Here is a 22,402-nt window from a genome sequence, read left to right as displayed (position 1 = left end):
GGCCAGATTACAGTTGGCCTGCCATCACCCAGAATAGCACCGCCCCCAGCCCTAACCGATACCATACAAAGGGCATGACGCCGATACGGTTCAACAAGGCTAAAAACAGGTGAATGCAGGCCAGAGCACTGGCAAACGAAACCACAATACCCAGTCCCATAGCGGACCAGGGTATTATCGCTCCGGCACTTAGCAAGCCCGTGGCCTGATGGCTGCCGGCCAGAAATATAATCGGAATCGACATCAGAAAAGAGAAACGAGCGGCGGCATCACGCGTCATGCCCAGCATCAACCCGGCAGTTAAGGTGATACCGCTGCGCGAGGTCCCCGGAATCAGTGCCAATGCCTGGGCACAGCCCAGCAAAAAAGCCCCACGCCAACCGGTTTGATATTCGCTTTTATGCAGTCGAGCTATTTTGTCGGCCCACCACAGCAGCAAGCCAAATACGATGGTGCTAACGGCGATAACCCAGCCGGAACGTAAAAAATCGGCGATGAAGCCGCCAAAAATCACTCCTATAATGCAGGCGGGAATGGTCGCCAGCACAATGCTCCAGGCCAGGCGTGACTCGGCACTTTGCTCTTTGCCTCTGATCGAACGCTGCCAGGCGATCGCCAGGCTGACCACCTCGTAACGAAAGTAATATAACACCGCCAGCAAACTGCCCAGGTGCACGGCCACATCAAATGCCATCCCCTGGTCACGCCACCCCAACAATACCGAAGGCAATATCAAGTGTGCAGAGCTGGAGATAGGTAAAAACTCGGTAAGGCCCTGAATCAGAGCCAGTAATATGGTGTGAGCTTCCATAGCGCATGTCCTTTGGCCTGTTACTGATTCAGGTTATCCAGGTTCAATGACGCTTTAATGACAGTGCCGCTTCAGGCCTTGGATCGGATCAGTTTGCAAAACGCTCTATTTCTACCCCGACACCGGCGGCATTAGCGACGGCATTGGGCTTGGTAAGACGCACTTTTACCGATTGCACGGCAAACTCGGTCAGAATAAGCTGCGCTATCTGCTCGGCCATGGTTTCCACCAGCTCCACATGATTTTGCTCTGCGTATCGGGTTACCTTTTGCGACAAGGCAGCATAATCGAGCGCCTTGTTAATATCATCACCCAACGCGGCAGGCGCATTGTCGTAGCCCATTTCAAGATCGAAACGCACCTTCTGTTGAATGCCCTTTTCCCACTCATAAACACCTATGGTAGTGAGCACCTCTAGGCCTTGTACAAACACTTTATCCATCGTCTCTATCTTCTGTTAAGCTGTGGCCATATGGTTGGTAATCGAGTCACGCTTGCGCGGCAGGCCTTGCACTACAGGCTTTAGCCAGCCAATAGCTCGGTTTAAGCCCGCAATAATAACGGATTGACCCCGAGGTATAAACCGCGAATGACGGCCCTCATCTTGTTTATGATCATGTTCGCTTATCTGGGGGGATCCATCTCCAGCGCCGTGCTGATCTCTCGGCTTTATCGCCTGCCGGACCCTCGGGCTCATGGCTCGGGCAACCCGGGGGCCACCAATGTGCTGCGCACGGGTAATCGCAGCGCCGCCGTCTGGGTGCTGTTACTCGATATTCTGAAAGGCACGGTGCCGGTTTATGTGGCCTGGTATTTGAACATCAGCCCTTTGTACCTGGCTTTTATCGGCATGGCCGCCTGCCTGGGCCATATGTTTCCGCTGTTTTTTCACTTTCACGGTGGCAAGGCAGTGGCAACGGCGCTGGGCACCCTGTTGCCGCTGGGCATGGACATGACCGGCTTGATGCTGTTGACCTGGCTGGTATGCCTGGGGCTGTTTGGCTATTCCTCTTTGGCGTCACTCATTACCGCCCTGCTCGCCCCGCTGTATGTCTACTTCATCAAACCGGAATACACACTGTCGGTCGCCTTGCTTTCCTGCCTGATCATTCTGCGGCACCACGGCAATATCAGCCGCCTGTATCACCGCCAGGAAAAACCAATTATCGAACGATTCAAACGCGACGATAGAGCAGGTAAAGAGTAATGTGTGAAGGGCAAAGAGGAGACAAAAACCTAAGAACCAAACCTCTTTTTGCCACGGAATACACGGACGTAAAGACAAATCAAAAACGACCAGAGCGTATGATATAAGGCCTTAACCAGTAATAACTCCTCTTGGTTTTTATCTTAAATTTTCCGTGTTCTTCCGTGTATTCCGTGGCGAGAGAATCTTGCGTTTTTTAAACAGCAGTTAGTTCGTCCAACGGCCAGCGCGGCCGAGCCCGCACTGCCAGCGGCTCTAGATCACCGGCTTTTAATCGCTGCAGACCGGCAAAGGCAATCATGGCACCATTGTCGGTGCAATATTCATTGCGCGGATAAAATACCTCCCCCTGCAGACTGCTCATCAGCTCGCTCAACTGAGTACGCAACGAGACATTGGCGCTCACGCCGCCGGCCACCACCAAACGATTCAAGCCCGTTTGCTTCAAGGCGCGCTTGCACTTGATGGCCAAAGTGTCCACCACCGCCTGCTGAAACGCGTGGGCAATATCGGCACGGGTCTGCTGATCTATTTGCCCCTCGACTGCCGTCTTGCTTTCGGCGGCGATAGTGGTGGCGGTCGCCGTTTTCAGGCCGGAAAAACTGAAATCCAGCCCAGGGCGGTCGGTCATGGGCCGGGGGAACTTGAAACGGTTAGGCTGACCTTGTTCCGCTAATTTAGCCAAACGAGGGCCTCCGGGATAATCCAGCCCCATCAGCTTGGCCGTCTTATCAAACGCCTCGCCGGCCGCATCGTCGACCGACTCGCCCAGAATTTCATAACGCCCGATGCCATCAACCCGTACCAACAAGGTGTGACCACCGGACACCAAAAGAGCAACAAACGGAAACTCCGGTGCTTGCTCCTCCAGCATAGGGGCCAGTAAGTGGCCTTCCATGTGATGCACGGCCACCGCCGGCTTGTTCCAGGCAAACGCCAGGCTGCGGCCTATGGTTGCCCCCACCAGCAAAGCCCCCATCAAGCCAGGGCCTGCGGTAAATGCCACCCCGTCAATATCGTCTTTGGTACAGCCGGCATCGGCCAGAGCGGCTTCAATCAAGGGAATGGTTTTACGAATATGATCCCGGCTGGCCAGCTCGGGCACCACACCGCCATAGTCCGCATGCAGCGCTACCTGGCTGTATAACTGGTGAGCCATAATACCCAGCTTGTCGTCATATATGGCAATGCCGGTTTCATCACAGGAGGTTTCTATTCCTAGTACACGCATGTCGGTCTATCATTCAAGGCTGTCGAAAAAGTGGGGCTTATGTTACCCTTTAAGTGATTTTTTAACCAGCGAACTGCCGTCGGACTTTACTTTAGGTCCTGGTTCAGAGTAAAATTTCGCACCATTTTTATTAGACAAACTGGTTTACTAAAAAACCAGTTAACCGAGGTGAGAGGCACATGCCAGTAATTAAAGTACGTGAAAACGAGCCCTTCGACGTAGCTCTACGTCGTTTCAAGCGTTCCTGCGAAAAGGCCGGTATTCTGTCTGAAGTGCGTCGTCGCGAGCAATACGAGAAGCCGACTACTGTACGCAAGCGCGCCAAGGCAGCTGCTGTTAAGCGTCATGCCAAGAAGCTGTCTCGCGAAAACGCACGCCGTATTCGTCTGTACTAAGCTGTAGTTGATCTCGTGTCCTTAAAAGACCAACTGTCTGAACAGCAAAAGATCGCCATGCGTGCCAGAAACAAGGCGCGCCTCGGCACCTTGCGTATGCTGCTGGCAGAGATCAAACAAAAAGAGATAGACAGCCGCGAAAACCTGGAAGATGACGCCATCATTGCCATCGTTACCAAAATGGTAAAGCAGCGCAAAGACGCCGCCACTCAATTTGAGCAGGCCGGACGCCAAGAGCTAGCCGATGGTGAGCGCCAGGAAATCGTGGTGCTGCAGGAATTCCTGCCGCAACCTCTTACCGCAGACGAACTGGACACTTTGCTCAATAATGCCATCGCCGACACCGGCGCTAGTGGCATGCAGGATATGGGCAAAGTCATGGCGGTGTTAAAACCGCAAATCCAGGGACGTGCAGATATGGGTAAGGTCAGCGCAAGCATTAAAGCCAAACTGGCTTAACGGTTTACGCAGTTCCCTGCCAACGGGCCGTGCTTCTTTATGATGCACGGCTTTGTTTTTTCTTCGCTTTCCCGGTGAATAATGTCAGGCAGAATCCCCCAATCTTTTATTGACGACCTGTTGGCCAGAACCGACATCGTCGATCTTATCGATCAACGGGTAAAATTAAAAAAAGCCGGCAAAAACTATCAAGCCTGCTGCCCCTTTCATAACGAAAAATCACCTTCCTTTACCGTTAGTCACGAAAAACAGTTTTATCACTGCTTTGGCTGTGGTGCCCACGGCACTGTGCTCGGCTTCTTGATGGAATATGACGGGCTGGAATTTCTCGACGCTATCGACGAGCTCGCCGGTATGCACGGGCTAACCGTACCTCGCGAGAACAGTGGCTCTTCGCTGACCCCGCAGCAACAAGCGGCAGCCAAAGCCGTACGTCAGGATTTATATGCCCAGCTGCAAGACATCAGCCGCTTTTATCAAACCCAGCTACGCCAATCGCAAGCCGCCATTAGCTATCTGAAAGGGCGCGGTCTGAGTGGTGAAGTGGTCAAGCGCTTTAATATCGGCTATGTGCCCGAGCAATGGGATGGCGTAAAACGAAAGTTTGCCACTCATGCCGAGGCGGAAAGCCAGCTGATCGAAGGCGGCATGCTACTGAAAAGCGACAATGGCCGAGTGTACGACCGGTTTCGCGATCGCATCATGTTCCCGATTCATGATCGCCGAGGCCGGGTGATCGGTTTTGGTGGCCGGGTACTGGGTGATGGCACCCCCAAGTACCTGAACTCTCCGGAAACTCCGGTGTTTCATAAAGGCCGTGAACTATATGGCTTGTATGAAGTGCGCCAGGCGCACCGTAACCCCGAACGCATCCTGATCGTCGAAGGCTACATGGATGTGGTGGCACTGGCGCAATTCGGGATCGATTATGCCGTGGCCAGCCTGGGAACCGCGACCACGGTCGAGCATTTGCAATTGCTGTTTCGCACCACACGAGAAGTGATCTGTTGTTACGACGGTGACCGAGCCGGGCGCGAAGCGGCATGGCGCGCACTGGAAAATGCCCTGCCGCTGCTGCAAGACGGACGCAGCCTCAAGTTTGTCTTCTTGCCCGACGGTGAAGACCCGGACACCCTGGTGCGCAAGCTGGGCTGTGATGCCTTTACCCAGCAGTTGGATAATGCCCAGAATTTTGGGGATTTTCTATTTGAACGTCTGGCACAAGACACCATGGGCGGCGATGCCGGCCAGCACGAGCTGGCAAACAAAGCCGCAGAAGCCATTATCAGAGTGCCGGAAGGATTTACCCGGGAGGGGCTGATCACTCAGCTGTCTCGCCAACTTAACTGGGGCGAAAACGAACGCCGGGTGCGTGACTTGTTCAATCGCCTGCAACCGGGCGGGCAATCCCCTGCTCCGGCAAACCGGCAAGCAAATAAAAAGATTAAGCTGACACCTATTCGCCGAGCCATTGCCCTTGTGCTACAATATCCGGCTGCCGCAGCCAAATTGCCAACAATGCCGGATCTGGCCGAGCTATCGACTCCGGGAATGGACTTATTGCAAAGCCTGTTAACTCTGGTACAACGCCAGCCAGACATCACCACAGCCCAATTGCTTGAGCATTGGCGTGGGCATGACTCTGGACGAGCACTTGCCCGGTTAGCCATGGCGGATGATTTATTCGCCGGCGAGCACATAGAGCAGGAACTGCAGGATATCTTCGTGGTGCTGATTAACGATTATCTGGCGGGGCGCATAGAAATGCTGCAACAAAAGAGCAGGCAAGGCGGTCTTACGGCAGTAGAAACACAAGAATTAATGCTGTTGCTCAGCGAGAGCAAAGCAGGCAATAACTGATCATTGAAAATTGGGTGCGACGCCCCCATAAAGTAAAACAGGCCCGGTCAACGGGTAATATTAAACCCTAGAAAGCTGCAACACTCTCACCGACTATCAAGGCAGGGCGTGTTGGCAAGCACACACCAACAGCATAGCGACGTTGGTTAAGTTTTGTTATAATCGGCTAATTGTGCGCCACATAAACGTGAGCCGAATTGCCTACACCCTCTTGCAACATCTAACCGGACGAGTTCTATGGAGCAAACCCCACAGTCACAGCTTAAACTTCTCGTTGCCAAAGGTAAAGAACAGGGGTACCTGACTTATGCCGACGTTAACGATCATCTTCCTCAAGACATTGTCGACTCTGATCAGATTGAAGATATTATTCAAATGATCAATGACATGGGTATTCAGGTGGTAGAAACTGCCCCCGATGCCGATGACTTGATGATGTCTGAAACTTCGGCCGATGAAGACGCCGCCGAAGCCGCTGCTCAGGCACTGGCTTCTGTTGAATCTGAAATTGGCCGTACGACCGACCCAGTGCGCATGTACATGCGCGAAATGGGGACGGTAGAACTGCTGACCCGTGAAGGCGAAATCGATATCGCCAAACGGATCGAAGAAGGCATCAATCAGGTGCAAAGCTCGGTATCCGAATATCCCGAGACTATTACCACCTTGCTGGATCAGTTTGACCGCTTCGAAGCAGGCGATATTAAACTGAGCGACATTATCTCCGGCTTTCTCGACCCAGATTCAACCGAAACTGCAGCGCCCACCGCAACGCATATCGGCTCTGAGCTGAGCGACAAAGAGCTGGAAGACGAAGATGAAGACGAAGACGCCGAGGACGAGGAAGAAGTTGATACTGGCCCCGATCCCGAACTTGCACGCGAAAAATTTGGTGCCCTGCGCGAGCAGTACGAAATCATGCGTGGCGTCATCGACAGCAAGGGCCGTACTTCAACCGAAGCGACCAAAGAAATAGCCGAACTGGCGTATATCTTCCGCGAATTCCGGTTGATCCCCAAGCAGTTTGATCGTCTGGTTAATGCCATGCGCGACACCATGACCCGTGTTCGCGTGCAAGAGCGTCTGATTCTCAAGCTGTGTGTTGAGCAGTGCAAAATGCCGAAGAAAACATTCGTGCAGGCCTTTGCGCAAAACGAAAGTGATCCAGAATGGTTCAACAAGCAGCTGGCTTCTGGCAAAACCTGGTCGGGCAGACTGGAAGACGTATCCGAAGACGTACTGCGCTCCATTGGCAAGCTCAAGCTGGTGGAAGAAGAAACCAGGCTGACTATTTCGCAGATTAAAGACATCAACCGTCGCATGAGCATAGGTGAAGCCAAGGCTCGCCGTGCGAAGAAAGAGATGGTTGAGGCTAACCTGCGTCTGGTTATTTCCATCGCCAAAAAGTACACCAACCGTGGCTTGCAGTTCCTTGATTTGATCCAGGAAGGCAACATCGGCTTGATGAAAGCGGTAGACAAGTTTGAATATCGCCGTGGCTACAAGTTTTCAACCTACGCCACCTGGTGGATCCGTCAGGCCATTACCCGTTCTATTGCCGATCAGGCGCGCACCATTCGTATTCCGGTGCACATGATTGAGACCATCAACAAGCTCAACCGTGTTTCCCGCCAAATGCTGCAAGAAATGGGCCGCGAGCCGACGCCGGAAGAACTGGCGCATCGCATGGCAATGCCGGAAGACAAAATTCGCAAGGTACTTAAAATTGCCAAAGAGCCAATCTCGATGGAAACCCCCATCGGTGATGATGAAGACTCGCACTTGGGTGATTTTATCGAGGATACAACCCTGTCCTTGCCTGCGGATCAAGCCACCAGCGAAAGCCTGCGCAACGCCACCAAAGACGTACTGTCTGGCTTGACCGCGCGTGAAGCCAAGGTACTGCGGATGCGCTTCGGTATCGACATGAATACCGATCATACGCTGGAAGAAGTAGGCAAGCAGTTTGACGTTACCCGTGAGCGTATTCGCCAGATTGAAGCCAAGGCACTGCGCAAGCTGCGCCACCCCAGCCGTTCCGAAGTGCTGCGCAGCTTCCTCGACGAGTAAGCTTTACGCATCAGGCACAGCAAAATGACAAAAGGGCGCATCAGCGCCCTTTTTCTTTTGCCAACCGTTTAAAAATCAAACGGATATCAGACCGCCCGACTAGACAGCCCACACGGCTTTACTTATAATCACCACCACTTCAGGCCCCTTAGCTCAGTTGGTTAGAGCACACGACTCATAATCGTTAGGTCCCCAGTTCAAGTCTGGGAGGGGCCACCAAATACCAAGGGTTAGCAGGTTAACAGCCGCTAACCCTTTTTTTCTGTGCCGCCTATGTGCCGCTTTGCAGCGGGATAGCCAGGGAAACAAAACAGCCCGATTCACCAGGGCGAAACGCTCCATCATGGCCAGCGCCAGCACCACCGATCCCCTAACCAATCAACCAATTTACTGATCCCGGCATAATGGTAACGCCCAAACCCGCGCCTAAAGTGGCAGCCTCTACCGCAAGCCCTCGCCCTACCTACTCTGTAAATCCGCGCCCTATTCGGCGTACCCTCATTGCTGGCGCTCGCTCCTGGGTAAATACCTCAAGGCCGGAAAACCGGCTTTGACCGGCGCTATGTTGCGCCCGTTGGTGTTACCGGGTCTGGCGGCTACCGTGGCGGGTGGTGTAGCGGGTAACGCATCGCGACCACCAGCAAACCCGCGCCAGCTCTGCCCCGCAAGACGTCGCCAGGGTGGCGGGTGGTGTGGCGGTTGCCGTGCTGGGGTCTTGCCTGGCCACAGAACGGCAGCCCCTGGGGAGTCTGGCCACTGGCTGGCCCGGTCGCGTCTCCGCTAAGTCGCCGGGCCGTTTGTCGTTTCTGACAAAACCCTTTGTCGTTTCTAACAAGAAAGCGCACCTATCCGGCAGCCTTTGGGGATCAGCTTGGCGGCTGGCGCTTTGCCCTGGGTAGCCGTGCCCGGCGCTGGACCGGATTGGTTTAATATCTTTACCGCATGATATCTTGAATTTTCTCGAGAGGAAGGTTCGACCACTCTAGCCCCTTCCTGACAAATAATTTCTCATCATATTCAGATGGGAAACAGAACTTTTCTTTATGAACATTTAACACATAGAGGATGTAATAAAGCTCCGCACAAGCATGAATAATAAATATAATCTTTTGATGGTACTTGGCCGAAAAGTAAACGTCAGGAGGATTGTTGATGAAGAGCTCTCCTATCACATCAAGGCGTTCGTGAAGGGCTTTTACTAGTGTTGGAATTCTTTTCATCATCCTTCTTTCCTCTGGCTCCATGTATCCAGCACAGTATTGAACTAAAGAGTTAAAAGCCCAATCATGGAAATCCATTTTCAACCGGATGTTTTTAACCTCTGTATAGCTGCAAATACTTGAATAGCTGAGCAATAAATCTTTCACATTGTGGGTTAAATCTGAGACATCTAGATACAGATAGTCTTTAGCTTTTGAAACTCTCCTTTGCTCCAACCACCAAGATAGCGAGCCCCCTAAAACAGCCCCAAAAGCGGCACTTAACAACGATATTATCCAGTCAGGCATATCTACCTCATCTTTTTTAAGATGATAGTAACCCGCCGTTGGCCTTCTGAATACTCGCACCGTATCAGTTAATGGGGGCCGCCTGACTACCGCCAATGTCCTTTTCAACGTTATCCCGTTCAGCTTTGAACTTGGAGGTCTGTTCTTTGATGCCTCTCATGTCGGTGCGATAGCCTGAATTATCCACAGCAAGTCAGAAAAACAGCTGTGATAGGTGCTGGACCGTTTGGGTGAGCCTGCCCGGCTGTACATTTCGCGGGTCCTTGCTGGCGCGGTTCATCAGTCCACGGGGGCGCAGAGTCGCGGACTCCGGCTAAATTTCGGAGCTTTTGGGTCAACAGCAGCACCAGGGGCCAACCCTTACCGGGCCTGTCTTTGAAGGTGCCGAAGTTGTTGTTTCACTGCGCCAGCCAAGGGCAGCACATCGAGCCGCTTACCCACTGTGAGCCTTGCCCCGCAAGGGCTGCCGAGTGGTGGCCGTGCCGGTCGCGCCTCCCCTTCACCGAGCAAACATAAACAACAACCACCTATCAGAAAAATTTTATAAATAGCCAACGATCGCGCCTCTACGCACCTGTAACGGGGTGCCCCCTCGGGAGTACCTTCAGCCTGCACCAGATAGGTAGCGGCGGGGTGACGGATGCAGTAGTCGTTAAGGTGTATCCTCTGCTCTACATAATCCTGAGCAGAACTGGGCAGCGGCTGACTGGACCTGTTAGCTCTCCAGGCGCAGACTCCCTACCTCATGCAACTGGGCGTCAGCCTCGTATTTCCCGGATATTCTCTGCAGGTGCGCCAGCATCTTTTCGGTGCGCGCCGCACTGTCGATAGACTTTCCCTGACACCAGGCGGCTATTGGCTCACCGCTGCTCAAAAGCAGATCCACTGCATCGATGGGCAAACCGATATCAAGCAATTCATCGGTCTGCACCACCAGCACCAGCGCTGCCACAGCCCGATTACCGAGCAGTGCCGTGCAGCGGGCAAACAGTCCCTCCTGCGCCATGGCCATCACGGCCCCAGACGCGTCGAGTGTGACATTGTGACTCGTCACATGGCAGGCCAGGCCCTGTTCTCTCCACGCGTTCTGACGCTGGCGCGCCATCTGCAGCGCCTGACTAGCACCAACGCAGACGTCAACCGGGATACGCCCCGGCCCAGATAGCAAAAGCCTCAACACCTGCGGCAGTGTTCGTCTTGAGCTGTCACTCTGGCCCAGCATGGGTGCCGAGTTCACCTCGTTGATGATGGCGCCGTTTTCATGCCAGGGACGGGTAATATCCGGCGAAATTATGTCGATACCAGCTACGTCGAGATCGAAAAGTGCAGCCGCTTGGCTGGCAATGGCGGCATTATCAGGGTGCAGGGTCGCCGAGTAGTCTTCGTCCAACCCGCCCCACTGCGTGGATTCAATGCGCCGCAGCTGTGCCCAGACGCCCGCAGGCGGTACGCTCGCCAGATCCCAGCCCGCTTCCTGCAAGCAATCCAGAGCCTGCGTATCGCTCGGAAACAGCGGCTCGCGTACCCAGCTCGGCAGTGCCAGTTGGACGGCATTGGCGGCGGCGATCAGTTCGCTGACCGTACGCTGTCCATCGCCCTGCACGGCAACCGGCATACGTTTTACCGCGTACAGCACCTTGCCGCGCACCACCAGCAGACGGTGGCACACGCCGGTGACCTGGCGCTCTACCAACACCTGCGAGGATAATTGCGCAGCCTGCCGATAGGCACTGCGCAACTTGGCGTCAGTGGTAATGTCCACCGTCACACCCTCTCCGCGATCACGATCCGCTGGCTTGACCACCAATGGCCAGCCCAGCACCGCCTGTGTCGCAACGGCCTCGGCTTCATTGGCGACTCTACGATGCTGCGGTGCAGGCAATCCGGCGCGGCGCATCCATTCACAGGCGATCCCTTTGTTCTGCGCTACTGTTACGCCAATCGCCGAGTCAGACCCCACTTTGCTGTGCTGCATGTGCAGGCGATGTACTCCCCACCCCAGCTGAAACAGACCGGCCCCAAGATGTCGCCACGGAATGCCGCTTTCCTGGGCACAGGTCAGCAGCGGCAAGGTCGACAGCCCCATTTGCATCACCGTACGCAGCGGATGCAGCACCTTGGCCTCCAGCTGCTGATAAAGTGGCTCTGTGGTTGAAAAGCTTTTGGGGTCCGCCGCTACGCCCAGCACCAAGAGCGTGGCTGCGTCATACACCAGACGGGTCGATTGCGCAGGTACATAGTCGATATGGACAACACTGACATCCGCCAACCACCCACCCGGCCGCGCCTCATCGGCCTGCAAGGCACATATCTGGCCAGGCTCGAACACCGGCATGCGGGCCGCACGCTGCAGTTCTGCCGCCACCTGCAGAATCCGCCAGAACAAGGCACCAACCGCATTGACCGGATGCGGCTCGGTACTAAACGCAACCCCCTGCAACGGGGATTGCAATGCCAGACCAAGCTTGTCCCGCAACCAGGTATCCAACGCCGGCCAGTCGATAGCCTGCGGACAGTGGCTCAACTGCAGACGTAGGGTTTGCTCAGGCTGGCGCAAGCGGCCACGAAAGCCCGCGAATAGAGTGGTCTGAGTCATCGGGGACATGGGCTCCGGGTAGTAAAAATAAAAAAGGGCAGTTCAATCCGGCCAGTGTTCAGTCGCCCCACATGCGTATCAGCTCCTGAACGCACTGGCCGGACTGGGTCGCCAGCTCGACATATTTGGTATCCTGACTCAGCGTCCGTGGAACTTGACTGAGCTTGGCGATGATTTCGCGCTGGCGGGCATCGCGGATGCGACTCTGTACCCAGCCAACTACAGCGTGGCGCGTTCCATGGGTAACCGGCGCGACCCGGTGCAGCTCGCCGGCGGGATAAAGCACCATACTCCCCGCCGGCAATTTGAAGGTTAATGTCTGCGCTGCCGTCGCGACCACCAGCTCGCCGCCCTGGTACGTACTCGGATCATCGAGAAACAGGGTAAAGGACACATCAGTGCGCACATCGTGAATATAAGCGCCGTCGGAATGCATGCCATACTCCATGCCCACGTCATAACGATTGATAATAGGCCGGCCGATAAAGCGCGGTATGGCGAAGGCCTGCACAACGGGCTGCGCGTGAATGGCCAGGGCAATGCTGTCGAGCAGTTGAGCATGCACCGCTGGGGATAACTGCAGGTTGTTCTTGGCCGCCTTTGCCATTCCCTGAGCCGTTTGTTTGCCGTTCTCAAAAGGGCCAGTCTGAATAGCCGCGGCGATAGCAGAAAGCAGATCGGCCGGCAGCGCGTTTTCGATAATGGCGTAGTTCAAAGCGAATGGCCTCTAGGTAGACTTGAGCTGCCAGAATTCTACCTGCCCGCGCCACAATTCCAACGGTTTAAATAAGATATGTCCCGACAAGTCAGCTTGAAAGGGCTTGCCGCCATACCTGTTACTTGGTGGATGATGTGCGTTACTCCCGCATCTGAATGGCTTTGCGGGCCTTTCAAGCACAGCATTGAATCCATGGCGAAATGCCGAGAGTGTCACACCGCAGATTGCGGCTCCTGAATATGAATTTCGTCGGGATGGCCGTTTATAGCCGCAACCGAATTAATCTCTGGCACGGCACAGGGTATCCACTTATTATCGGTTTTCTGCGGTATTAACGCACTACAACAATTTAATCAAGGATGTTTGAATTATGCAAAATCGCCGCTCGCCCCGCGCTCAGTGGAAAACGAACGCGCTGTACAGCGCCATTGCCGCCATCTGCGCCAATGGCCTGTTTATCTCTCAGGCACAGGCTGTCCCCGGCTGTGGCTCAACGGTTAGCGCCGACCAGGGACAGTGCACTCCCTACGATTCGCAAGAGGTCACCGTCGCTTCCGGTGTCACCATCAGCACCGCCAATGCCCCTGCCGTGTGGTACTCCGGCAACCTCGGGGGCAACGTCGAGGGAGAAGACATCGGTAGCCTGACCAATAACGGCAACATCCTCTCCAGCGGTTCGGGGGAAGACTATTATTCGTCGTCGAGCGTGGCTGGCGTTGCCATCAATGGCACACTGCGGGGTACCCTGACCAACAATGGCGTTATCAGCGCCAACGCGGAGGGTGAAAACAGCAATGCCAGCGGTGTAGCTACCCGCGACCTTACGGGCACCCTGAACAACCATGGCACCATCAGCGGTACTGCGACCAACGGCGAGGGTTATTCGATCTACAACGAAGGTTATGAAAGCGGCCACGGCAGCATCAACAACCTGGAGAGAGGCGTGCTACGCGGCAGGCTCCATATCGGTGGCTCTGGTGTGACCGTTAATAACGACGGTCTGATTGATCTGCCGATGAGCAGCCAGGCTGGCTATGTAGCCGGCAACTTCAACCAGAGTGCTGCCGGTACCCTGCGCATCATGGCTGCCGGCGACGGCGAGGATCAGTATAGCCAGCTCCAAGTGCACGGGCATGCAAACATCGCCGGCAAGGCCTTTGTTGATGTGCAGCAAGCCAATACTCTTGCCGTGGGACAAACTCTCAACAATGTGGTCTACACGGACTACCATGGCTTGAGTGGTAACTTCGACCAGGTCAATGACAACAGTGCGTTGTTCAACTTCCAGAGCCTGTCCACGGAAGGCGAAGACGGACATATCGACTTAAAGATCGTCAAGGGCATGACCGCCGTTGATGCGGTCAATGCCAACAACAACCCAAGCGCTCTGGGCGCTGCGGGTGCACTGGACCGAGTTATCGACCGCGGCGCCACCACCCCGAACATGCAGACCGTTATCGATGCGCTGGGACGCCTAGGCACCGAGCAGGAAGTCTCTGACGCTATATCCCAGACCACGCCGTTGCTGGTCGGTAACAGCGCCATCGCCGCGAACGCTGCACTGACCGGCATCGGCCGGGTGATCCAGTCGCGTATCGAATCCCGCCGCGGCATGTCCTCGGGTGATGAGCTCTATGGTAACCACAAGGTCTGGCTGAAAACTTTCGGCTCTCGGGCCGACCAGAATGATCACAACGGCACGTCGGGCTTTAAAGCTAACACCGCGGGCCTGGCTCTGGGTGCCGATAGCACAGTGTTCGACGCCACTCGAGTCGGTATCGCCTTCGCCTACGCCAACGCTGATGTTGACGGCAACTCCAGCACCGCGCCCAACAGCGCCGAGGTGGATGTGTTTCAATTACTTGGCTATGGCAGCCACAGCCTGAATGCGAACACTGAGCTGAATTTCCAGGCAGGTATTGGTCTGAATAACACCGAGGGCAAGCGCGATATTCTGTTCTTGGGCGAAACCGCCAGATCCGATTACAACAGCCTAGTGGCCACCGCAGGCGTTGGCCTGGCGCACAGCTACACGCTGAACGACAGCACCGACTTCACGCCATCTGTACGCACCGACTACACCTGGATCCGGGACGAGAGTTATACCGAGCAAGGCTCCAGCGCCAACCTCAAGGTTGATTCGCGCACAACCGATCAGCTGCTTTTCAGCCTGGATGGCAAACTCAGCCATGAGTTCAAGCCAGACATGGTGGTCAGCGCCAACCTGGGAGTGGGCTATGATGCCCTGAACAGCCAGTCCAGCATCACCGCCAGCTTCGCCGGCGAGCCTGGCTCGGGCTTCACCACCTATGGTCTGGAGCCAAGCCCCTGGCTGCAGCGAGCGGGCCTAAGCTTGGTCACCAACACCGAAAATGGCATGGAAATCTCGCTGCACTACAATGCCGAGCACCGCGAGAGTTTCCTGAACCAGACCGCCTCCCTGAAACTGCGCAAGACCTTCTAACAGGATGTTGAAAAGCGTCAGCGAAGCCGTCAGACAAGGCTAAAATATCCGAAAAACCGCAGTTTAAGTGGTGTAAATGAGAATTTTAAGGTGATGTTAAAACTGTATTGTCCATGTAGGTAGATTTTCAACCGCCTACTAAACCGTTTCAATACATCCACCAATCCCTGCACTGCTCAACCAGCGCAGGGATTTTTTATTTCTGGCGCTGGAGCGCAATAACCGCTGGTTTAAATGCGAAGTGTCGTTGTCTTTCGCACACCTGCAGCGCCAGACCGAGTATCAATAAACAACGCTCAGGGTACTATGCTCTCTAACAATATCGGCCACTGCTCCACCCAGCAGCAATGGTGGTCGAATGTCGGCATAACCTTGATGGATAAAGGCGCACTGGGTACAAATCGCTCAGCATAAGCCAACGCAACGGACACACCGATGACACCGTCACGCGCCCCCACAAAATGTGTCTGCGGCACCGCTTGCAACTGCATCCAGGCATCCGCCGCATTGAGCGAACCCTCTAATGGGGATAAGCGCTGTTCAAGGGTCCAGGTGCGGTGATCAAGATTCCCGGCAACCGTGATCAAACGCTCCACATCTTGGCGCTGCGCAGCCACCAGACTCGCCACGGCCCCCCCTCCGGAATAACCGACCAGTACCACTCGCTGTGCACCGAAACGCTGTTTGAGCTGCTCAATTGCGCTAAGGCTAGCAGCGATTACCTCGGGAGCAAATCGCTGCTCGGTCCAGTATTGACGCTGACACCCCCGCTTATCTTCCCCCGAGACAAACTGACAGGGCCGAGCAAGATAAACCGCGGTGCCAGAAGGGTCACGCAGTGCCAACTTCAAGGCCAGCGGATTCAAAGGCGTCGGATTACTCGAAGGCGTAGAGGTATTGATCCACGCCAAACCGTCGCCTTCAATATAGATGGTTAACACCTCGGCCTGCTGCAAATCCGGCGGGACAAAGGCCGCCAGCACAAAAGGGCCTCCATCAAGGTTGCTGCGCTGCCATCCCGCCTCGGTGGCTGTCATCGCAGAGGCCGCACGGCGCGCCTGCAGGTCCGCGCCTACACAGCCACTGAGAAACACACAGAGGGCAACGGCGACAAAGCGCTTACGGCCTTGGCGCACTTTTATTGGTAGCATTAGTCGAATCCGCCCGTTTGCATATCTTGCGCCATCCTGTTTAATGATTCGTTCAAGGATAATCCTTCCCGGTTTTGCGAGCACCCAAAATTAAAGCAAACATAGGATAATACGCAACTTGATGGCCAGGTGTTATTGGCTGGCGATGGCGTCCCCCGAAAAGCCCACGCGCCATCACCTTCCCTGGAAAAATCGCAATAGCACTACTACTCTTCGACATGTCCGCTTAAGCTGGATCTATCGCGAATACAGCACAATCGTATAGGGAGACCAGATGACCAACACACTCAAGGTACTCGGCATTTCCGGCAGCCTACGTCAAGATTCCTACAATACAGCAGCCTTACGGGTCGCCCGGGACAACGCTCCCAGTAACATTCACATTGAATTCGCCGACCTTTCACAGATCCCCTTGTATGATCAGGATCAGCGAGATCAGAGCGTGCCGACAGCCGTGACCAAGTTCACGAAGCAGATCAGGGCGGCTGACGCCTTGCTATTTGCTACCCCGGAATACAACTACTCGATGTCGGGGGTATTGAAAAATGCCATAGACTGGGCCTCCCGTGAACAGCCACAGCCGTTCGCCGGCAAGCCGGCCGCGATAATGAGCGCCAGTATGAGTCTTCTTGGAGGGGTGCGCGCACAATATGACCTGCGTCGCGCCATGGTTTTTCTGGACATGCACTGTTTGAACAAGCCCGAAGTCATGATTGCCTCTGCGCAGGATCGCTTCGACGCCGAGGGGCGACTTACCGATGAGACCACACGCGAATTTATCACCAAACTGGTCACGGCCCTGGGCGACTGGACGCGACGACTGCAGGCAGGAGAACAGCGATGAGCACCGAGACACAGACACCAGAGGAAACGTTTAATCAGCACTGTGTCACGCCGGCAGGATGCAAGACCATCGAGCTGTTGATCGAACCTCGCGACACAGACCTGGGCGGCTTATCGGTACGCAGAGTGCTACCGACCAGGCAACGGCGCATGGTCGGGCCCTGGGTTTTCTTTGATCATATGGGCCCGGCTGACTTCCCTGCCGGGGAAGGGATCAATGTGCGGCCACATCCACATATCAACCTGGCCACGGTCACCTACTTGTTCGAGGGTGAGATACTGCATCGAGATTCGATCGGCAGTTATCAGCCCATCCGCCCCGGCGATGTCAATCTTATGGTCGCGGGCAAGGGCATTACCCATTCCGAGCGGGAGCGTCCGGAGGTCACCGAATCGGCGCACCGCCTCAACGGCCTGCAACTGTGGCTGGCCCTGCCCGAGGCCTTTGAGGAAATCGAACCGGCGTTTTACCACTATCCTGATACCGACATTCCCCGCGTCGATGTCGATGGCGTGCCAATCCGCGTGATCATGGGCAGCGCCTATGGGGCAACCTCGCCGGTCAAGGTGTTTGCTGACACGCTGTACGTCGAGGCGTACCTGCTGGCGGGGCAACAGATAAAAGTGCCCGTTGCCCAAGAACGTGCTGTCTATATTGCCGAAGGGGAGCTGGTCACGGCTGAAACCCGGATCCCCGAGCACGCGATGGCCGTTTTTTCAAACGTTCCCGACATCGTACTGACTGCCACACGGGATTCGCGCATTGCGATCGTTGGCGGGGAGTCTTTGGGCGATCGATATATGGAATGGAACTTCGTGTCCAGTCGCCGCGAGCGCATCGAACAGGCCAAGATCGATTGGACAACCCATGCCTTTCCCAAGGTGGCGGGTGACGAAGACGAGTTTATCCCGTTGCCGGAGTGAATCGCGCATTACCTTGCTGTCGGTAAGCTGATGAGTCCCAGGCTGAACCAGCATAAATACAACAGCCGCTGTAAACCATATGCATAACTACATCAACCGTCATCCGAACCTAATTTTCTGATTTTTGGTTCTTGACACCGATCCGCCAGTTTGATCTATTACACCTATTTTGCGGCAGCATCATGGCAACTTCTTCTTATCGCATTAAAAATCTCGATCATCTGGGCTTGGTGGCTGGAATGTGCCGTGAATTGGGGCTGGCCCAGATGGTCGATGCGATTGTGCCGAAGCAAGGCGATTATCAGGTGTCTCACGGCGAAGCCTTGGTAGCGATGATCATAAATGGTCTGGGGTTTCACAGTCACACTCTGCACATGTTTCCCCAGTTTTTTGCCGATAAACCTACCGAACGCCTGCTCCGCCCCGGTATTCTGCCCGAGCACCTCAATGACGATGTCTTGGGACGTTGTCTCGATGCGTTGTTCGAGGCCGATATGCCGGTGTGCCACAACGCTGGTTGCTGGTGCGCAGCGAACAAGCCACCAAACGTGAACAACAGGCAGTCACCAAAAACCTGGTCAAAAACGGCACGCTTGAGCTCAAGCAGTTCCAGCAATTATGCAAAAAACGCTTTGCCTATCAGCAAGATGTAGAGCAAGCCCTGGCCGAGTTCAGCCGTGGACTCGCGTATTGCGGATAGAGCAGGGAGACACTGTGGCACAGCCGATTTATAGCGGAAAAGGCCGGCCCAAGAAAGGTCAGCCTTCGGAAAGAATCGACTACCAGTTAACCGGTCTAGCTGTGACCTGCCTGGATAAAGTGGCCACGGCCAAGGAGCAGGCGGGAATATTTATCCTGCCGACCAATGATCTGAGTGATCACCTAGACATGGCCGGACTCCTCGCAACCTACAAATCCCAACAAGCGGTAGAACGCGGCTTCCGTTTTCTGAAAAGCCCGGAGTTCCTGACCTCTTCTCTGTTCCTGAAAAAACCAGAGCGCATCGAAGCGTTACTGATGGTGATGACGTGTAGCCTGATGATTTATGCTGCGCTGGAGCACCGCATTCGGCAATCGCTACGGCAGGAAGCGCTCAGTTTCCCGGACATGAGGAAGAAACCGAGCCAGAATCCTACCGCGCGGTGGGTATTCCTGTGCTTCAGCGGGATTCATGAACTGTCGGTGGGAGACGAACACAGCTGATCGTCAATATTCAACCGCCGCAACAGACCATTCTTGAAGCACTTGGTGAACGCTATCAGGCCATTTATTCCTGAATTAGGTGCGGAATGTCGGATTCAAGTCTGGGAGGGGCCACCAAATATCTCTAAAAAAGAGCTAGTAGGTTAATACCTGCTAGCTCTTTTTATTGCGGTTTCAGTTTAAGTAAGTTCAGTATTCGAGCAATACTAGCCTGTTTGGCTATGCTCTCGGCTAGGGTTTCAGTTATTCATATCAAGATGGTAAAGATACTTAACGATAGGAGCACGTCAGTGCTCCTATCGTATATAGCAAATAGATCATCCGGCTTTCTTGTAATAAATATCTTTGTCCAGCTCACCTTCACTGTGGGCGATCAAGACGGATACCGCTGCATCACCGGTGACGTTGATGGTGGTACGAGCCATGTCCAGTATTCGGTCGATACCAGCAACCAGGGCAATCCCTTCGAGCGGCAGACCGACCGAACTCAACACTAGAGACAGCACAATCAGGCCACCGCCAGGTACCGATGCAGTTCCTATGGAAGCCAGAATGGCGGTCAGCAAGATCATGCCATACTCGGCCATTCCCAAATCAATACCATAGGCCTGAGCAATAAATACGGCAGTCAACGCCTGATAGAGTGCGGTGCCATCCAGATTAATAGTGGTACCTACGGGCAAAACAAAACTGGCAACATCCTTGGAGACTCCCAGGTTGTCTCGCGCACAGGCCATGGTTACGGGTAAGGTACCAGCAGCAGTAGTAGTACTGAAAGCAACTAGCTGAGCTTCAAAAATTCCCTTAAAAAACGGGATGGGATTTAGGCGTGCTAACAACGCCAATCCACCACCTAGGGTTACAATCGCATGAATGATACAACCGAGATAAACCCCAATAATAACCTTACCTAAAGGCAATAATACTTCCAGACCATAATGCCCCGTCGTAGTCGCAATCAGTGCAAATACACCGTAGGGAGCGAAGGCAATCACCAGATCGGTGAGCTTGTACATCACATCAGCAAAAGCATCAAACACCTTTCTCACTGGATCCGCTTTCTCACCAACCAGATTGATGGCGATACCGAGAAAGATAGCAAACAGGATGATCTGCAGCACATCACCGTTGGCAAAGGAGGCAAAGGGATTGGTAGGGATAATATTCAGCAGAGTATCGACAATACTTGGCGCCGATTTCACATCAATAGCAGTCGCACTCCCCAAATCCATACCCACACCGGGTTCAAGCCAGACAGCCAGAACCAGGCCGATAGGAATCGCGATCCCTGTGGTCACTATATAAGCAACAAAGGTTTTTATGCCTATCCGCCCCATTCGGGTCACATCCTTGATGGCGGTAACTCCACAGACTAGGGAGATAAAAATCAGGGGTACAACCAGCATCTTGATGGCGGCGATAAAAGCCTTTCCGATGGGATGCAAAATGGCCGCATCTTCTCCCAGCAAGAAGCCAGTTGCAGCACCTAATACCAGACCAATTAATACCTTCTGCCAGATCTGCAGTCGTTTCCACCAATTGGTATTGTTAAACTTTACTTCAGATGCTGTAGTGATACTCATAATCTGAATTCCTTTTCTCTGATAATATCCATTCAAGTAAAAAAACAGCTGTAAACATTTGAAAATAAACTATTTAAATTCAAATTATTAAATCTCCAAGAGGTGGATTAATGCATCCCACCACTAGAATCAAGCTGAACGATCAACCTTTCCCCAGCCATTGTATGGTCTCTTCCACGTACAGATGAAATACAACATTTACAAAAAGGATTAGTTTATTAACTAGGTGTGTTTCTCGGCTCCTCCCTGAGGAGCCGAGTGCGAATATTAACTATACTTAGGTAGATTAAATACGTCGCGATAACCGAACAGCGCCTGACTGCCACCGGTATGCAGAAATACGATATTTTCCCCTTTCTTGAAATGCCCCTTGCGGATCAAATCGATCAGGCCGGCCGCGCCTTTACCTGAATAGACGGGATCCAGCAATATGCCCTCGTGACGGGCAAACAGCTCGATGGCTTCTAGGGTACTTTCGGCTGGAATACCGTAGCCTTCACCCACGTAATCACAGTTTGCGACCACGTCTTCGCGCTTGATGGCACCAGGAATACCCAGCTTCTCGGCGGTGCGCTCGGCCAGGCGGAATACGTTGGCTTCCTGCTGCTCGCGGGGTACCCGAACGCCGATACCAAGCACGGGGATCTGGCTGTTACTACCATACAGGCCCGTCACCAGGCCGGCCTGAGTACCGGCCGAACCGGTGGCGTGTACCAGATGATCGATGCGCAGGCCGCAATCATTGGCCTGGCCCAGCAGTTCCAGCGCACAGTTAACGTAACCCAGGGCGCCAATTTCATTGGAACCACCACCGGGAATAATATAGGGTTTCTTGCCTTCGGCTTTCAACTTGGTGGACAGCTCTTCCATCGCTGCATTCATATCGGTGCCACCTGGATACTTGCGCAGTTGGCCACCGAACAGCTGGTCCAGCATGACATTACCGTTGTAGACATAATCGGCATCTTCGGAGCCGGTGCGATCCTCCAGCAGGATATGACAATCCATACCCAGCTTGGTGGCGATGGCCACAGTCTGGCGAGCATGGTTGGACTGGGTTGCTCCCTGGGTAATAATGGTATCGGCACCCTGTTCCAGAGCATCGGCCATCAGAAATTCCAGCTTGCGAGTCTTGTTACCGCCGCCAGCCAGGCCGGTACAGTCGTCACGTTTGATCCACAAGGTAGGACCATCCAGCAATTTGGTTAGCTGGGGCATGGGTTCAAGTGGGGTATTGAGGTGTGCGAAATGAAGACGCGGATAACGGGCCAAAAGCATGGGTAACACTCCTTTCTCATTTTAATAACATTATCAGTACAATTTCGTAACACCAACATATTGAAATAGAATTTATTAGCCGACCAATGCTATCTTGGCTT

At 54.1% G+C, this 22,402-nt stretch carries 17 protein-coding genes, 1 tRNA gene and 2 pseudogenes; 10 read left to right on the top strand and 10 right to left on the bottom strand.

Features of this window, described 5'->3' with window-relative positions; genetic code table 11:
* Nucleotides 1–7: 7 nt before the first annotated feature.
* Both IEW52_RS02785 and folB read right to left on the bottom strand, forming a co-directional pair.
* Nucleotides 8–811 (bottom strand): undecaprenyl-diphosphate phosphatase, encoded by an 804-nt coding sequence (locus tag IEW52_RS02785; protein WP_188628552.1) that lies wholly within the window; start codon nucleotides 809–811, stop codon nucleotides 8–10.
* An 88-nt stretch (nucleotides 812–899) separates the two neighbouring features.
* Nucleotides 900–1,253: a dihydroneopterin aldolase gene (gene folB / locus IEW52_RS02780; RefSeq protein ID WP_188628551.1), complete on the bottom strand. Its 354-nt coding sequence runs from the start codon at nucleotides 1,251–1,253 to the stop codon at nucleotides 900–902.
* Between the two features lie 147 nt (nucleotides 1,254–1,400).
* Between folB and plsY the strand changes: the two genes are divergently transcribed.
* Nucleotides 1,401–2,018, top strand: a complete 618-nt coding sequence (gene plsY / locus IEW52_RS02775) for a glycerol-3-phosphate 1-O-acyltransferase PlsY (protein ID WP_188628550.1) — start codon at nucleotides 1,401–1,403, stop codon at nucleotides 2,016–2,018.
* A 196-nt stretch (nucleotides 2,019–2,214) separates the two neighbouring features.
* On the opposite strand, the gene tsaD is transcribed toward plsY, so the two are convergent.
* Nucleotides 2,215–3,249, bottom strand: coding sequence for a tRNA (adenosine(37)-N6)-threonylcarbamoyltransferase complex transferase subunit TsaD (gene tsaD, locus IEW52_RS02770; protein WP_188628549.1), 1,035 nt, complete (start codon nucleotides 3,247–3,249; stop codon nucleotides 2,215–2,217).
* 179 nt (nucleotides 3,250–3,428) lie between these two features.
* On the opposite strand from tsaD, the gene rpsU reads away from it, so the two are divergent.
* From rpsU to IEW52_RS02745, 5 genes and pseudogenes are all read left to right on the top strand, one after another.
* Nucleotides 3,429–3,644, top strand: coding sequence for a 30S ribosomal protein S21 (rpsU, locus tag IEW52_RS02765; protein WP_087035180.1), 216 nt, complete (start codon nucleotides 3,429–3,431; stop codon nucleotides 3,642–3,644).
* Nucleotides 3,645–3,659: 15 nt separating this feature from the next.
* The gene (locus IEW52_RS02760) at nucleotides 3,660–4,103 is read left to right on the top strand and encodes a GatB/YqeY domain-containing protein (protein WP_188628548.1); all 444 of its coding nucleotides are present in this window, start codon (nucleotides 3,660–3,662) and stop codon (nucleotides 4,101–4,103) included.
* An 81-nt stretch (nucleotides 4,104–4,184) separates the two neighbouring features.
* A complete protein-coding gene (dnaG, locus tag IEW52_RS02755) occupies nucleotides 4,185–5,963 on the top strand; it encodes a DNA primase (RefSeq protein WP_188628547.1) in 1,779 nt (592 codons plus the stop codon).
* Nucleotides 5,964–6,194: 231 nt separating this feature from the next.
* A pseudogene (gene rpoD / locus IEW52_RS02750) lies at nucleotides 6,195–8,033 on the top strand (RNA polymerase sigma factor RpoD); the annotation flags it as partial.
* Nucleotides 8,034–8,175: 142 nt separating this feature from the next.
* A tRNA-Ile gene (locus IEW52_RS02745) sits at nucleotides 8,176–8,252 on the top strand.
* A 361-nt stretch (nucleotides 8,253–8,613) separates the two neighbouring features.
* Here the strand turns inward: IEW52_RS02745 and IEW52_RS02740 are convergent.
* From IEW52_RS02740 to IEW52_RS02725, 4 genes are all read right to left on the bottom strand, one after another.
* Entirely contained in the window at nucleotides 8,614–8,760 is a 147-nt protein-coding gene (locus IEW52_RS02740; RefSeq protein ID WP_188628545.1) for a hypothetical protein, read from the bottom strand.
* A 208-nt stretch (nucleotides 8,761–8,968) separates the two neighbouring features.
* Nucleotides 8,969–9,541 (bottom strand): hypothetical protein, encoded by a 573-nt coding sequence (locus tag IEW52_RS02735; protein ID WP_188628544.1) that lies wholly within the window; start codon nucleotides 9,539–9,541, stop codon nucleotides 8,969–8,971.
* A gap of 715 nt (nucleotides 9,542–10,256) precedes the next feature.
* Nucleotides 10,257–12,146, bottom strand: coding sequence for a hypothetical protein (locus IEW52_RS02730; protein WP_188628543.1), 1,890 nt, complete (start codon nucleotides 12,144–12,146; stop codon nucleotides 10,257–10,259).
* 49 nt (nucleotides 12,147–12,195) lie between these two features.
* Nucleotides 12,196–12,852: a Fe2+-dependent dioxygenase gene (locus IEW52_RS02725; RefSeq protein ID WP_188628542.1), complete on the bottom strand. Its 657-nt coding sequence runs from the start codon at nucleotides 12,850–12,852 to the stop codon at nucleotides 12,196–12,198.
* Between the two features lie 373 nt (nucleotides 12,853–13,225).
* On the opposite strand from IEW52_RS02725, the gene IEW52_RS02720 reads away from it, so the two are divergent.
* Nucleotides 13,226–15,319 carry an autotransporter family protein gene (locus IEW52_RS02720; RefSeq protein WP_188628541.1) on the top strand — a complete coding sequence of 698 codons (2,094 nt, stop codon included), beginning with the start codon at nucleotides 13,226–13,228 and terminating at the stop codon, nucleotides 15,317–15,319.
* Nucleotides 15,320–15,615: 296 nt separating this feature from the next.
* Here IEW52_RS02720 and IEW52_RS02715 read toward each other — a convergent pair whose 3' ends face one another.
* Nucleotides 15,616–16,470, bottom strand: coding sequence for an alpha/beta fold hydrolase (locus IEW52_RS02715; protein ID WP_188628540.1), 855 nt, complete (start codon nucleotides 16,468–16,470; stop codon nucleotides 15,616–15,618).
* Between the two features lie 274 nt (nucleotides 16,471–16,744).
* Between IEW52_RS02715 and IEW52_RS02710 the strand changes: the two genes are divergently transcribed.
* The 3 genes and pseudogenes from IEW52_RS02710 (at nucleotide 16,745) to IEW52_RS02700 (ending at nucleotide 19,514) form a co-directional block, all read left to right on the top strand.
* A complete protein-coding gene (locus IEW52_RS02710) occupies nucleotides 16,745–17,314 on the top strand; it encodes an NADPH-dependent FMN reductase (RefSeq protein WP_188628539.1) in 570 nt (189 codons plus the stop codon).
* The gene (locus tag IEW52_RS02705; RefSeq protein WP_188628538.1) at nucleotides 17,311–18,237 is read left to right on the top strand and encodes a pirin family protein; all 927 of its coding nucleotides are present in this window, start codon (nucleotides 17,311–17,313) and stop codon (nucleotides 18,235–18,237) included. The genes IEW52_RS02710 and IEW52_RS02705 overlap by 4 nt, the downstream gene beginning before the upstream one ends.
* Nucleotides 18,238–18,419: 182 nt before the next feature.
* A pseudogene (locus tag IEW52_RS02700) lies at nucleotides 18,420–19,514 on the top strand (IS1634 family transposase).
* A 243-nt stretch (nucleotides 19,515–19,757) separates the two neighbouring features.
* On the opposite strand, the gene IEW52_RS02695 reads toward IEW52_RS02700, so the two are convergent.
* Entirely contained in the window at nucleotides 19,758–21,023 is a 1,266-nt protein-coding gene (locus tag IEW52_RS02695) for a dicarboxylate/amino acid:cation symporter (protein ID WP_188628537.1), read from the bottom strand.
* Nucleotides 21,024–21,290: 267 nt separating this feature from the next.
* Nucleotides 21,291–22,301, bottom strand: coding sequence for a D-cysteate sulfo-lyase (gene cuyA / locus IEW52_RS02690; RefSeq protein ID WP_188628536.1), 1,011 nt, complete (start codon nucleotides 22,299–22,301; stop codon nucleotides 21,291–21,293).
* Between the last annotated feature and the right edge of the window lie 101 nt (nucleotides 22,302–22,402).

Source organism: Oceanisphaera marina (genome assembly GCF_014643915.1).
GTDB lineage: Bacteria > Pseudomonadota > Gammaproteobacteria > Enterobacterales > Aeromonadaceae > Oceanimonas > Oceanimonas marina.
Note: the sequence above shows the minus strand (reverse complement) of the source record. Positions and strands in the feature narration are given on the sequence as shown.

Excerpts from the sequence above, each read along its gene's own strand:
- IEW52_RS02785 (WP_188628552.1), bottom strand. The coding sequence starts at position 811 with ATGGAAGCTCACACCATATTACTGGCTCTGATTCAGGGCCTTACCGAG.
- folB (WP_188628551.1), bottom strand. The coding sequence starts at position 1,253 with ATGGATAAAGTGTTTGTACAAGGCCTAGAGGTGCTCACTACCATAGGT.
- plsY (WP_188628550.1), top strand. The coding sequence starts at position 1,401 with ATGACGGCCCTCATCTTGTTTATGATCATGTTCGCTTATCTGGGGGGA.
- tsaD (WP_188628549.1), bottom strand. The coding sequence starts at position 3,249 with ATGCGTGTACTAGGAATAGAAACCTCCTGTGATGAAACCGGCATTGCC.
- rpsU (WP_087035180.1), top strand. The coding sequence starts at position 3,429 with ATGCCAGTAATTAAAGTACGTGAAAACGAGCCCTTCGACGTAGCTCTA.
- dnaG (WP_188628547.1), top strand. The coding sequence starts at position 4,185 with ATGTCAGGCAGAATCCCCCAATCTTTTATTGACGACCTGTTGGCCAGA.
- IEW52_RS02735 (WP_188628544.1), bottom strand. The coding sequence starts at position 9,541 with ATGCCTGACTGGATAATATCGTTGTTAAGTGCCGCTTTTGGGGCTGTT.
- IEW52_RS02730 (WP_188628543.1), bottom strand. The coding sequence starts at position 12,146 with ATGTCCCCGATGACTCAGACCACTCTATTCGCGGGCTTTCGTGGCCGC.
- IEW52_RS02720 (WP_188628541.1), top strand. The coding sequence starts at position 13,226 with ATGCAAAATCGCCGCTCGCCCCGCGCTCAGTGGAAAACGAACGCGCTG.
- IEW52_RS02715 (WP_188628540.1), bottom strand. The coding sequence starts at position 16,470 with ATGCTACCAATAAAAGTGCGCCAAGGCCGTAAGCGCTTTGTCGCCGTT.
- IEW52_RS02710 (WP_188628539.1), top strand. The coding sequence starts at position 16,745 with ATGACCAACACACTCAAGGTACTCGGCATTTCCGGCAGCCTACGTCAA.
- IEW52_RS02705 (WP_188628538.1), top strand. The coding sequence starts at position 17,311 with ATGAGCACCGAGACACAGACACCAGAGGAAACGTTTAATCAGCACTGT.
- IEW52_RS02695 (WP_188628537.1), bottom strand. The coding sequence starts at position 21,023 with ATGAGTATCACTACAGCATCTGAAGTAAAGTTTAACAATACCAATTGG.
- cuyA (WP_188628536.1), bottom strand. The coding sequence starts at position 22,301 with ATGCTTTTGGCCCGTTATCCGCGTCTTCATTTCGCACACCTCAATACC.